Origin of the sequence: Allomuricauda sp. CAU 1633, from assembly GCF_017313225.1 — a bacterium.
Taxonomy (GTDB): Bacteria; Bacteroidota; Bacteroidia; order Flavobacteriales; family Flavobacteriaceae; genus Flagellimonas.
On record NZ_JAFLNE010000001.1, the window covers coordinates 639,848 to 653,168 of the forward strand.

Below are 13,321 nucleotides of genomic sequence, written 5' to 3' on the forward strand. Positions count from 1 at the left end.
CCCCAAAGGTTGTGGCAGTTTTTTTATAACTTCCACACATATAGATGAACAATACGGATAATTTATTCAACCATATACGGAATGGTAATATAGAATCGGTGGAAAAACTTTTGGATACTGACCCTAAAGTATTGGAATGTAAAGACCAAAGGGGGTCTACACCTTTGCTGTTGGCAGCGTATTATGGTCATGATGCATTGGTAGAACTCTTGTTGAAGAGTGGGGCAAAGGTTGATGCCAAGGACGGCTCGGGAAATACGGCTTTGATGGGAGTTTGCTTTAAAGGATATACCAAAATCGCAGAGCAATTGATTAATGCGGGGGCCAATGTAAACCACATCAATGCCATGGGCTCCACGTGCCTTATTTATGCCGTCACTTTTAACCGGCAAGAAATTGCAGAACTGTTAATGGAGCATGATGCTAATGTTTCCATAAAGGATGCAAGAGGCAATTCCGCTTTGGATTATGCTCAAGAACAGGGGATGCAGCCCTTGGTGGAATTATTGAAAAGAAATAGATGAAATCAACCCTCAACATAGCACTTGTTCAATCTCCGTTGCACTGGGAAGACCCTTTGGGGAACAGGGAGATGTTTCAACAAAAGATTACTTCAGTTCCGGATGAGGTGGATTTGATCGTCCTTCCAGAAATGTTTACCACAGGCTTTACCATGGAGCCCCAGAACATTGCACATCCCGAAGGAAATGTTACCGTGGCTTGGATGCAAAAGTTGGCCAAGCAAAAACAGCTTGCCTTGGCAGGAAGTATTGTTTATCATGAGGACAACAGATACTACAACCGACTGTTTTTTGTTTTGCCCAATGGCGATGTAAAGGCCTATGATAAAAAACACACCTTTAGTTTGGCTGGGGAAGATTTGGTCTATGAAGCAGGTACTCAAAAACTATTTGTGGAGTATAAAGGCTTTAAAATTTGTCCCATGATCTGCTATGACCTCCGATTTCCGGTCTGGTCCAGAAATGTGGAAGACTATGATGCCCTGATCTATGTGGCCAATTGGCCCAAACCCAGGATTTCGGCTTGGGATACCTTGCTACAGGCTAGAGCTATTGAAAATATGGCCTATACCATTGGAGTTAACAGGACAGGAATGGATGCTCTGGAACATGAATATTCTGGGCATTCAGCCGTGTACGATACCCTGGGTAAAAAATTGGCATACTCTGAAAAAGAGGAAATTTTATATGCAACTCTGGAGAAAAAGCATATTGAGACCACCCGAGGCAAGCTACGATTTTTGGAAGACAGGGACCAGTTTACTCTGTTAGGATAAAAGTTTGTTCCATTTCCCAATTGGCACGCACTTCAATTACATCCGGATAATAGCTGATTTTTTCGGGCTGTATTTTTTTGAGGTAGTTTCCTGTGTCCCATTTACCATTGCCATTCTCGTCAAAGATTACGCGAACAATATAATTGCCAGGGTCAAGGTTATTTAACTCAAAAGTTTGAGGTTCAGTAGCTGCAATTTCACGTTTAACTTCTTCTCTCTCCGTTAGGAGTTGCAATACCAGAGGATACTGAACCGCTCCACCAAGGTTGAACCGTAAATTTCCAAAGTCAGCATAGCTTCCGGTTGTAATATTGTAGTCCAGCGTATCATTTTGTATCCCGAAGAAATCGGTTACCGCTCCTGGCAGGAAGGCAAACCTATACTTTTGGTTGGGCTCGGCATCAAAATCAAACTCAATCTTGTTTTCCAATGAATCCAATGAATAGCTATAGGAAGCCAGCAAGGAATCGTTCACCACAAGTCCGATTCTAGTAGTATCCACAGAAGCAATGGGGGTATTGGCCAAAACATTGAAATTGTCCTCAAAATTAAATTTGCCCCTGAGGCCATTGCTCAAGGTGAGTGAATCCAAAGGTAATTTTCGAGTTTTTACCGTGAAGGTATCGATCATTTCCAATTTTGTATTGGTCACGGTAAAGATAATGGAGTCCAAATCTGTGGGTGTGATCCAATAATTCAAGGTGTCTTTCTCCCGATCCTTTCGGATTAGGGTTTCTACCGAGTCTGGAAGCTCGGTCAAAGTTTCAATTTCGATATCCCGGTAATCTCCCTGATATCCAAAAATAATGCGATTTTTAGCCACATAGCTAGGTACGGAAATACTGTAATCTGGCAATTCTTTAAACAGATTTAGCAAATAAATCGAGTCCGTGGGCAGTGTTATGGTATCTTCAAGAAACCCAATTTTATCTAACCGTTGGTCAAACTTATTGTTTTTGTTTTCATCCTTGATCCCAAACAGGGCATATTTTCCGGCTTTTAAATTCCTCAGTTGAAAAAAGGGGAGACTGTCTCCCGTGTTGGCAATATAATTGGGAAGGCTTTTGTACACTGTAGAATCGGTATAAGCTGTGTCAATTTCATAGAGCATCACGCTCACAAACTCATCAGCTTTTCTATTAAAGGCATCTTTTACCGCACCATTTAAGGTCAAAGAATCAATATAATCCCCTGTAGAAAACACATAGGTTAAAAAGCTATTGGGATTTCCTTCATTATTGTCCACAAGGCTTTGCCCAAAATTAATGGTGTAGGTAGTGTTTTCCCTCAAGGTGTCCTTTAAAGTGATTTCAATATATTTTCGAGGGCCGCCCTGCGGGGTTATTTCAGGTTGATATTTTAAAGGAGGAGAGACTACCAATTGCTGTTGTACATCTTCCAATTTGATGAGTTCATCAAAATAGAGCCGTATTTTTTCAGCTTTAAAATTGATTGAGAAATTTTCGGGTTCGGCGCGGGTCAGTTCTGGTGGAGTCAAGTCTTTTGGCCCACCTGAGGGGGAACCAGATCTTTTGGCGCACTGCCAAAGGGCGAGAACCATAAAGGTAAAAAACAATAAGCCCAATATTTTTTTGATGTACGCCATGCTCAAAACCAATGGGACAAAGAAACAACTAATTTAAAAACCTGCCCCAAGGATTCACAAATTTTAACCCTAGGGCACAACAGCCATACTCAGCACGGATACGCGGACGTTTTTAAGCTGCAAGAGCACCTTGGTACAGGACTCTATGGTGGCTCCGGTTGTGATGACATCGTCCACTAAAAGTACATGCTTAAAGGAGGTTTTGATTTTGGAATTGAGTTGAAAGGCCTCTTTGGAGTTTTCCCAACGCAATTGCCGATCTTTTTTGGTCTGGGTTTTTGTGTTGATGGTCTTTATAAGTAAATCATCCTGATACTCTGCCCCAATGGATGCAGCAATTTTTTGGGCAAACAAAGCTACTTGGTTATAACCCCGTTTTTTCAGTTTTTTGCGATGCAGGGGAACAGGCACAACGATATCAACTTTTTTAAGACTCCCATTTTGTTTCAAAAGAGCACCGCACCAATCCCCAAAAAAGCCTCCAATTTGCTCCTGATTTTTATATTTTAACCAGTGCAACAAATTTTTTACCATGCCATTTTTTGAGAAAAAAACGAAGGAAGCGCCCTTTTTTATAGGAATTCTCCCATAAAATATACGGTCTACAGCGTTTTCTTCCAGAAAGTTATGATCGGTGAGTGGCATCTCATGTCGACAAACGGCACACAAAATGTGTTCTCCCCTAAATAATTGGGCATTACATCCAAAACATACCTGTGGCAATAGGATGTTGTTAATCACGTTTAGTATCTTAGCCAACCTTTTTGGTATCAAATCGTATATGCGTTAGAGTAGTCTGTTAATCCATGAACCCCCAAGATAACAATTTCAACTACAAGATTATCTTTGCTGCACTTGTTGCGGTCATTGTGGGTATTCTCATAGCTTTTTATTACAGCTATGCGCAGTCTAAGAACCAAATGTCGTTTTTGGAGGATGAAAAATCCATTTTGGTCAAAGATCTTACTTTGATGAAGGCCGAAGTAGATCGTTTGTCAGGGCTCAATGAGGTCAATGAGATTGAATTACAGACTTCACGGTTCAGGGTGCAACAATTATTGGATTCTGTAGGAAGGTTGAACTTCAGCATCACCAAACTGAAGGAGACCCGAAAAGAACTTCGAAAACTTGAAATCCGGTTTGATAGCTTAAAACTTAAAAACAATTTCCTTCGATATAACAACAGCTTAATGGCAAGTCGTTACGAGGAGACCCGTAAACAACTTGAAGAACTCAGGGGCCAGGCCAGTTCCATGGAGCAAACCGAGTCCCTGCTTAGGGAAACCAACAGGGAATTGACCAGGGAACTCCGCATCAAAAGCTACCTAAAACTACAAGATGCGGAAGGTAGTGGATTCCGATTGCGCGCCGGAAGACCTATTAAGACCAACAAAGCCTCAACCATAGAAAAACTGAGAGGTTGTGTTACCGTTTTAAGCGATGCCAGTGAAAGAGGGGATGTAAAAGTGCTCTATCTTCAATTTTTGGACCCGAACATGGCCGTTATCGAGGATAATGCGAATACCGTTTCAGTGAGTGGCAACACCTACAGCAAAAAAGTGGAAATTGTGTACACCGGAAAGGAAATCAGTATTTGTGATGCCATTACGGTTCCCGAAGGTTCCTTGCCGGAAGGAATTTACACCCTTAATGTTTTTGAGGACGAAAGATTGCTCGCTTCCACAGAATTTCAGCTGAAATAGCATACTTCTTTTTGGGTAAAATTCTATTTTTGCCCAATGGCAAATCAGGAAGACATTTTTAAGAAGGTTATCTCCCACGCAAAGGAATACGGGTACGTGTTCCAATCCAGTGAGATTTATGACGGACTCAGTGCAGTATATGACTATGGACAGAACGGTGCCGAGCTAAAGAAAAATATTCGAGAATATTGGTGGAAGGCCATGGTGCAGCTCAATGAGAACATTGTGGGCATCGATGCCGCCATTTTTATGCATCCTACCACTTGGAAGGCTTCTGGCCACGTGGATGCTTTCAATGATCCGTTGATAGACAACAAGGATTCCAAAAAGAGATACCGTGCTGATGTTTTGATTGAGGATCATGTGGCCAAAATCGAAGCCAAAATTGAAAAGGAGGTCGCCAAGGCTGAAAAGCGCTTTGGGGATAGTTTTGATAAGGAGCAATTTCTTTCCACCAACCAGCGTGTTGTGGATTATCAGGCCAAGGCTGATGAAATCCTCAAACGTATGGGGAAATCCTTGGAAAAAGAGGATTTGGCTGATGTTAAGGCTTTAATCGAGGAGTTGGAGATCGTTTGTCCTGTTTCCGGTTCAAAAAATTGGACGGATGTGAAGCAGTTCAACCTCATGTTTGGTACCAAATTGGGCGCTTCTGCCGATAGTGCCATGGATTTATACCTTCGCCCTGAAACCGCACAAGGTATCTTTGTCAACTTTCTGAATGTTCAGAAAACGGGAAGGATGAAGATTCCATTTGGAATTGCACAAACCGGCAAAGCCTTCCGTAACGAGATTGTGGCCCGCCAATTCATCTTCCGTATGCGGGAGTTTGAACAGATGGAAATGCAATATTTCATCAAACCCGGCACCCAAATGGAATGGTACGAAGCGTGGAAGGAAAAGCGATTGAAATGGCACCTTTCTTTGGGATTGGGCGAGGATAACTATCGCTTCCATGACCATGAAAAATTGGCCCACTATGCCGATGCGGCAGCCGACATTGAGTTTAAGTTTCCGTTTGGATTTAAGGAATTGGAAGGCATCCACTCCCGTACCGATTTTGACTTGGGCAACCACGAAAAATATTCTGGAAAAAAATTGCAGTACTTCGACCCGGAGTTGAACGAAAGCTATGTGCCTTATGTGTTGGAAACTTCCATTGGTCTAGATCGTATGTTTTTGGCAGTGTTCTCCAATTCACTACAAGAAGAGGAGTTGGAAAATGGAACAACACGTACCGTTTTGAAAATTCCAGCTGTTTTGGCCCCCAATAAAGTTGCAGTATTGCCATTGCTCAAACGGGATGGACTTCCCGAAGTGGCCCAAAAGTTGGTAGATGAGTTGAAATGGGATTTCAATGTGGATTACGATGAAAAGGATGCCGTTGGGCGTCGTTACCGTCGTCAGGATGCTGCAGGAACGCCATTCTGTGTCACTGTTGACCACCAAACCTTGGAAGACGATACGGTTACCATTCGACATAGGGATACCATGGACCAAAAACGCGTGAAACTGCCCGAGGTCAAAGACATCATCGCCAAAGAAGTGGATATGCGTTACTGGCTGCAGAAAATCCAGTAGATTTTTCATTCATTTTTTACAATTGCTTCCATGCATTGAATGAAAGAGGTATGGCTATCACCTAGTTGAAAATTGCTGGGAAGGTCAAACAAAAACTCTTTTTGGTCATTATATAGGATATAAATACCCTGATACACTGCTTTTTGGCCAAATTTGTTTATGGTTTTGGATTTTGTTTCTGAGATAAGTTTTTTGAATTCATCGAACTGTATCCAAAGTTGTTCGGAAACGGGCTTTTTAAAAATGTTGTTTCTTTCAAAGACTATGATTTTTTCAACGGTATTTATTGTGATACTTCTGGAGGCTACAAAAAACCAAAAAACTATCCCTGCAATACCCAAGATAAAAAGTTCTACCAACCAAAACCGAAGACTTTTAAAATCTGAAGGAATCATAATAAGGGATGGAATGATGAACAACACCCCAAATAAACCCGCATAGAGGTAAGGGTAGCCATGGACCTTTTTTAGGGTAAAATGGTTATGGTCTCCTTTGATGTCAAAACGCAAAGTTGGGAAAATAGGGATGTATCCTTCAAAAAGGTTTGCCAGTTTTAAATAATGAATTTTGAGATTTGCCATGTGCCGAATTTTCTTGGATGGGAAAATAGAACCAAAGAAGAAAAAGGCTATGGGTAAATTTATGGATGGTAGCTGTGGTTTGACAAAACCAAAAATCAATTAGAAAAAACTAGAACAGGCCAGTAATTTCCCCATCATCATTTATGTCGATATTTTCCGAGGCGGGATGCGCTGGCAATCCGGGCATTCGCATAATGTCACCTGTAATGGGGATCAAAAACCCAGCACCAACCGCAATTTCAATCTCCCGTACCGTAATGATAAAATCCTTGGGCCTTCCCAACAATGCTGGATTGTCCGATAATGACTTTTGGGTCTTCGCAATACAAACGGGTAGCTGCTCCAATCCCAAGTCAGCAATTTTCCGAAGGTTGGCTTTGGCTCTAGCCGTGTAATCCACATACTCAGCTCCGTAGATTTCGGTGGCGATAGTGGCAATTTTATCGGTGACACTGGAATTCCAATCGTACAGTGGTTTAAAGTTTGAGGCGTTGGACTCTACCACATCAATCACCTTTTGAGCCAAATCCAAGGCACCTTCCCCACCTTTTGCCCACACATCGGCCACCGCTACGCGAATACCTTTGGAAGCGGCCAAATCCTTGATCACCTGAATTTCTTCTTCGGTATCAGAAGTAAACTTGTTAATGGAAATCACGGGAACTACTTGGAATTTGGCAATGTTTTCCAAATGTTTTTCCAGATTGGGCAGTCCTTTTTTCAAGGTTTCTACATCTGGGATGGTCAACGATTTTAAATCCGCTCCCCCGTGATATTTTAGAGCACGGATAGTGGTAGTAAGCACCACAGCCTTTGGTTTTAATTCAGCACTTTGGCACTTGATGTCGAAGAATTTTTCGGCCCCAAGGTCAAATCCAAAACCCGCTTCGGTGACCGTGTATTCGGAGTGCGACATCCCCATTAAAGTGGCAATAACTGTATTGGTGCCTTGGGCAATATTGGCAAATGGACCACCATGAATGATGGCCGGATTCCCCTCAATGGTCTGCACCAAATTGGGCTTAATGGCATCTTTCAGCAAAGCGGCCATAGCCCCTTCCGCTTTTAAGTCCTTAGCGTAAATGGGTTTTTTATCAAAAGTATAGCCCACGAAAATGTTCCCTAATCGCGCTTTTAAATCACTGAGGTTTTCGGCCAAGCAGAGAATGGCCATGATTTCTGAAGCGGCAGTAATATCAAAACCGGTTTCCCGAGGAACACCCGAAGTGGTTCCGCCCAAACCCACGATCACATGTCGTAAGGAACGATCATTCATGTCCATTACGCGTTTCCAGCCAATGGTACGGGGATCCAAAAGCAAGGAATTGGTTTTACTTTGAATGTTGTTGTCGATAATGGCGGCCAAAAGATTGTGCGCTTTTTCTATGGCAGCAAAATCCCCTGTAAAATGCAGATTGATGTCCTCCATGGGCAATACCTGGGAATAGCCACCCCCAGTCGCACCTCCTTTTATTCCAAAAACAGGCCCCAATGAAGGTTCACGAAGCACCACCGTGGTTTTCTTTTTCAACCGATTCAAACCTTCAGAAAGTCCAATAGACATGGTGGTCTTCCCCTCACCGGCAGGAGTTGGGGAAATGGCTGAAACCAAGATAAGATGACTCTTTTTGGCCTTTTCCTTATCAATCGCTTTTAAAGGGAGTTTGGCTTTGTACTTCCCGTACATTTCAATGGCATCAGCAGGGATTCCAAACTTTTCGGAAATAGCAGAAATGGGTTGAAGTTCAACCTCCTTCGCAATTTGCAAATCGGTCATAAGTGGTATGTTGAGTTAGCATTGAAAACCCGAATAGGATTCGGGTTCCACCCTACAATATACCATAATCGGACAAGATTTGCCTAGTAAATGTTCAAATCCAGATAGTCATTCTTGAATTTTCCTTCAGGGTCATATTTTTTGGCCAAGGCTAAGAAATCGCCGAATTTCTCGTACCGCTCATGCAGCGTATTTGGGTCTACTGTGAACAATTTTCCCCAATGCGGTTTTACATTGAATGGAGCCAGTGCTGCTTCAATTTTTGGGAGCAACGCCATGACTTCTGCTGGTTTTTGTTTCCAGGTAAAGTGAATGGCCACAGAATCTTGATGGTAACAGGGACTCATCCAAAATTCATCGGCAGCAATGGTGCGCACTTCTGTAATCATCAAATGCGGATTGATCTCATTCTTCATTTTTTCCAATGCCAAGATAGCCTCCGCTGCATTTTCACGGGGGATAAAGAATTCTGACTGCAGTTCTTCACCAGCACTTGGAGTAAAGCCCATTTTAAAGTGAGGCAAGCGGTCATACCACGGCCCAGGAATACCCATTTGTTCTGAACAGGCTTCCGCGGAAAGAGCGGCAATCGGATGTACATTTTCCGTGGCGGCCTTAGCTTCATGAAATTCATCACCCAAGGCTTCATGCTCTGCATCTACCCGACGTTTTATCCAAACCTCACTGATTTTGTCATCCATCCAATCCGTAAATAGGCTTACACTATATCCGGCAGACATGATTTCATCAAAATTTTCGACCATGGCGCTTAAAGGCAAGTCCAAAAAAATGTTTTGGGTAACATCAAAAGCCTCTTGAATTTCCAAGGTAACCTTGGTAACTATGCCAAAAGCACCCAATCCCACCACGATACCATAAAAGTCGGGATGGTTGCGGTCTAGGGTCACCAGTTCACCACTTGGGGTAACCAGTTCCAAAGCCACTACTGGAGTGGCCAAATTGCCATTGGCGACCCCAGAGCCATGTGTTCCTGTAGAACAGGCACCTGCCACCGTAATATGGGGTAAGGAGGCCAGATTATGAAGTGCATAACCCTTTTTATAAAGTTCTTCACTAAAATCCCCGTACCGAGCACCACTTTCCACAGTGATGGTCTTGTTTTCGGTATCCAGACTGACCACTCTGTTCAGGTTTTTGGTGGAAATCTGATTTTTGGGACTATCCGCAATGTTGTTAAAGCAGTGTCGGGAGCCCAAGGCCTTTTGCTGACCCAATTCTTTTACCAATTGTTGTACCTCTTCGGTGGAGGTAGGCTCATATAATTTTTCGGCTTTGTAGGTATAATTACCGGCCCAATTTGTTCGAGGAGGAGTAGCTTGTGCGGTCACGGTTTCTTTTTTCTTGTCCAAACAGGCGAGATTGGGCAGTAACATTCCGCCTGCCACGGCCATGGAGGATGATTTAATGAATTGCTTACGTTTCATAGAGGAAAGGTTTGTTCAGTTGTATGTGCAGGCCGCCCGCATGTGCTCTGAAGGGAACCTTTACTAAGGTACGGAATTAGGGGCTAACATTCATCGCGAAGATTGTGAGCCGAATCCATTGGTGAGGTCACTCCACCCGAATACCCTTGGTGGTAAAGGAAAGTCCTTGTGACCCAGAAGTGGAGATCATAACGCCCTCAAAATAAGGTTCGTGTATGTTGGGCTTAATGGACCATTGGAACAAGAAATTGGCCCCTGTTCCACCAGATTGGTCTTTTTCATCGATGACAATTTCCACAGTTTCCATGGGTTGGATGTAGATGGGTTTGTTGAAATAGGTGCGGATGGAATTGCCACGGGTATCAAAGTACTCCGCTTTGCGGATGTAAATGGTATCCCTAAGGTTGGTGTTCCGCATGCTGATTGTGCCCGTAAGGTTATGGGTGCGGTGTTCTGTTTCGCTATAGATTTGGGAATAGACGGAAAGGTAACTGATGCCCTGAACCAAAGAATCACTGGCCGAAAGGGTTGTCATACGGTTATTCCAGTTTACTGGATGCATGGAACTCACCTCTTTTTGCGTTTTTTCGGCGCAGGAAAGGATAAAGAGCGACAAAACGATCAGGACCAACTTTTGCATAGGGCAGTATTAGGTCTGACTAAGATACGGAATAGCACTTTAAGTCTTTTTAGAAATAGCTTGATCTTATGTTATCAATTGCATAAGCCATTGGCAATATCTGTTTGGGAAGGGTTGTAGAAATTACCTTCTACATTATAGGTTCCCGAAAAATTATTGTTCATTAACAATTGTAAGGAGCAAAAATCATACAAAGAAGTGTTATTGGTAATTTCCAAGTCTCCTTCTAGAGTCTTGAAGTTTGTAAAACCACCCAATTCTTGTAATCCCTCATTGCCATCAATCACTAGATTTCCGCTAATTCGGTCTAACCTATCAAAAGCCCAAATATTATTGTGCAAATCATTCCCTCTAATAATCAAATCCCCACCAATTAATAATAAATTATTAAGGGTACTCAAGACTTCTAAAGACTCATTACCCTCTATTATGAGGTTTCCAGAGATTGAACTTAGATAATCAAAGTCATTCAAGGTTACCAAAGACACATTGTCTTTTATAATAAGGTCTCCGATGATTGAATCAATTGCTAGACCATAAGTATTTTCTAAGGCAGGATTATTCGTTATTAAAAAGCTTCCCGAAATAGTATCCAACTGTAGTAAACCAGTAAGAGAGGTTAAATTTGAATTGGAATCTATCTCAAAATTCCCACCAACTTCGTCTAATTGACTTAAACCTGAAAAATCAGTTAGTTTTGTGTTGGCGATATAAATGCCACTCCCAACGGTGAGTATGTTTTTAAACCCATCAATATTGCTCAAAGATTCATTGCCAAAAACCTGAATTCCAAATTCAATCGATATTAAATTTCCAAAACCTATTAAACTGACCAAGGCATTGTTGTTGTCAAATTGTATACCTCCTAAAGATTCCAGTAGGGTAAATCCAGAAACTTCAATCAATGCATCGTTGCCCCTGAGAATGAAAAGGCCACCAATATGGGTTAGGTTATCAAAACCTGTGATTTCCGTTAAAGCATAGCTTTGGAAAAAATAAAAATCACCGGCGATAGTTTCTAGGTTGGTCAGTGCACTTATGTCTGACAGTTCAGAATTAAAATATAGATTAAGGTCACCATTTACTGTGGTGACTGAACCAAGCCCTTGTACACTGGTTAAGGCAGAGTTATTTGAAATATCCAATATGCCATTGACCAATGTAATTTTTTCCAAGCCTTGCAAGTTGAGCAAGGCATCATTTTGAACAATTTCGATATTGCCCCCAATGGATTCCACATTGGTCAATCCTGTAATATTGGCCAATAGATTGTTACCAGAAATAAACAACTTGCCCCCAATACTGGTTAGGTTGCTAAAGCCATTAAGGTTTGCAAGGGAATTATTGAACTGCACGGTGAGGTCTCCACCAATAGTTTTTAAATCGCCTAAGCCATCAATTTGGGTAAGGGGTGCATTGTTTGCAAAAATGGTCAAAAAGGAGGCCACGGTTTCTATGGTGCTTAATCCATCCAAATTGGTGATGTCTGTTTGCCCATTTGCAAGGTTCCCAATGGTAATGCTTCCATTTACCCCAATATAACCCTCTTCACCAAAATCATCTATTTGCTGCTGACTGGTAAATACAAGATCACCCTCATAAACTGTATTGGCATTTGAAACTTCAGAGGTAGTAAAAGTGCGTTGCTCCCCATAGGATGTTCCTTCGCTATTGGTGGCATACGCCCGTACATAATATTCGGTACTGGCTTCCAGTTCGGTCAAATTGCTGATAAAACTATCGTCTCCTGTTCCATCAGAAGTACTATTGTCATTTATGGTAGGGTCAGGATTAACGCTCCAGCAAATTCCTTTGGAAATGATTTCACTGCCGCCATTGGTTACAATACTTCCTCCGCTTACAGCTGTGGTTACACCTATTTCGGTGATAGATGTAGTTGAAACCGTAGGAGTGGTCAGGGATACTTCTTCCAACGTAGTAAAGCTAACCTGTTCTCCATACGCTGTTCCTTCACTGTTGGTGGCATATGCCCGTACATAATATTCGGTATTGGCATCCAGTTCCGTAAGATTGCTGGTAAAGCTATCGTCTCCTGTTCCTTCAGAAGTACTATTGTCATTTGTGGTAGGATCAGGATTAACACTCCAACAGATTCCTTTGGAAATAATTTCACTCCCGCCATTGGTTACAATACTTCCTCCGCTTACAGCTGTGGTCACACCTATTTCGGTGATGGACGTGGTTGAAACCGTTGGAGCGGACAAGGATTCTTCTTCCAAAGTCGTAAAACTGACTTGCTCCCCATACGCTGTTCCTTCGCTATTGGTGGCATACGCCCGCACGTAATATTCGGTGTTGGCATCCAGGCCCGTAAGATTGCTAGTAAAACTGCCCGTTCCAGTGCCGTTGGAAGTAATATTGTCCGCAGTGGTTGGGTTGGCGCTGGTGCTCCAACAAATTCCTCGTGAAATGATATTGGCTCCTCCGTCATCGGTGATATTACCTCCACTTACTGCTGTTGTTTCTTCAATTGCGGTAACCGCTGTTGTGGAAACTGTTGGTGCTAATAGCGTTTCTTCTGGAGGTGTGGGGTCATCAGAGCTTGAACTACATGCGTAAATAGCAAGACCAAGTAGGAGGATTGGGACAAATTTTTTCATTAGAGGTTGATTGATAGTTTGAATTAAAAATAGGATTTTTCTGATAGTGATCCTGATTTGCACAAACCTA

General features: G+C 42.4%; 11 protein-coding genes. 4 read left to right on the forward strand and 7 right to left on the reverse strand.

Annotated features, from left to right (window positions below; translation table 11 throughout):
- Window positions 1-44 precede the first annotated feature (44 nt).
- Entirely contained in the window at window positions 45-524 is a 480-nt protein-coding gene (locus J0X14_RS02855) for an ankyrin repeat domain-containing protein (RefSeq protein WP_207096241.1), read from the forward strand.
- Window positions 521-1,297, forward strand: coding sequence for an amidohydrolase (locus tag J0X14_RS02860; protein ID WP_207096242.1), 777 nt, complete (start codon window positions 521-523; stop codon window positions 1,295-1,297). Before J0X14_RS02855 ends, J0X14_RS02860 begins: the two co-directional genes overlap by 4 nt.
- On the opposite strand, the gene J0X14_RS02865 is transcribed toward J0X14_RS02860, so the two are convergent.
- Together J0X14_RS02865 and J0X14_RS02870 are read right to left on the reverse strand one after the other, a co-directional pair.
- Window positions 1,281-2,903: an Ig-like domain-containing protein gene (locus J0X14_RS02865; protein WP_207096243.1), complete on the reverse strand. Its 1,623-nt coding sequence runs from the start codon at window positions 2,901-2,903 to the stop codon at window positions 1,281-1,283. The genes J0X14_RS02860 and J0X14_RS02865 overlap by 17 nt on opposite strands.
- Window positions 2,904-2,972: 69 nt before the next feature.
- Window positions 2,973-3,644, reverse strand: coding sequence for a ComF family protein (locus J0X14_RS02870; protein WP_317194411.1), 672 nt, complete (start codon window positions 3,642-3,644; stop codon window positions 2,973-2,975).
- 65 nt (window positions 3,645-3,709) lie between these two features.
- Here J0X14_RS02870 and J0X14_RS02875 point away from each other — a divergent pair, with 65 nt between their 5' ends.
- Window positions 3,710-4,606, forward strand: coding sequence for a hypothetical protein (locus J0X14_RS02875; RefSeq protein ID WP_207096245.1), 897 nt, complete (start codon window positions 3,710-3,712; stop codon window positions 4,604-4,606).
- Between the two features lie 36 nt (window positions 4,607-4,642).
- Complete coding sequence (locus J0X14_RS02880; protein WP_207096246.1) at window positions 4,643-6,187, forward strand: glycine--tRNA ligase; 1,545 nt, start codon at window positions 4,643-4,645, stop codon at window positions 6,185-6,187.
- A 5-nt stretch (window positions 6,188-6,192) separates the two neighbouring features.
- Here the strand turns inward: J0X14_RS02880 and J0X14_RS02885 are convergent, their stop codons facing one another.
- From J0X14_RS02885 to J0X14_RS02905, 5 genes are all read right to left on the reverse strand, one after another.
- On the reverse strand, window positions 6,193-6,768 hold the full coding sequence (locus J0X14_RS02885; protein ID WP_207096247.1) for a hypothetical protein: 576 nt from the start codon (window positions 6,766-6,768) through the stop codon (window positions 6,193-6,195).
- 109 nt (window positions 6,769-6,877) lie between these two features.
- A complete protein-coding gene (locus J0X14_RS02890) occupies window positions 6,878-8,545 on the reverse strand; it encodes a formate--tetrahydrofolate ligase (protein WP_207096248.1) in 1,668 nt (555 codons plus the stop codon).
- A gap of 83 nt (window positions 8,546-8,628) precedes the next feature.
- Complete coding sequence (locus J0X14_RS02895) at window positions 8,629-9,990, reverse strand: D-arabinono-1,4-lactone oxidase (protein WP_207096249.1); 1,362 nt, start codon at window positions 9,988-9,990, stop codon at window positions 8,629-8,631.
- A 127-nt stretch (window positions 9,991-10,117) separates the two neighbouring features.
- Window positions 10,118-10,630 (reverse strand): DUF3124 domain-containing protein, encoded by a 513-nt coding sequence (locus tag J0X14_RS02900; RefSeq protein ID WP_207096250.1) that lies wholly within the window; start codon window positions 10,628-10,630, stop codon window positions 10,118-10,120.
- 74 nt (window positions 10,631-10,704) lie between these two features.
- Window positions 10,705-13,251 (reverse strand): beta strand repeat-containing protein, encoded by a 2,547-nt coding sequence (locus J0X14_RS02905; RefSeq protein WP_207096251.1) that lies wholly within the window; start codon window positions 13,249-13,251, stop codon window positions 10,705-10,707.
- Between the last annotated feature and the right edge of the window lie 70 nt (window positions 13,252-13,321).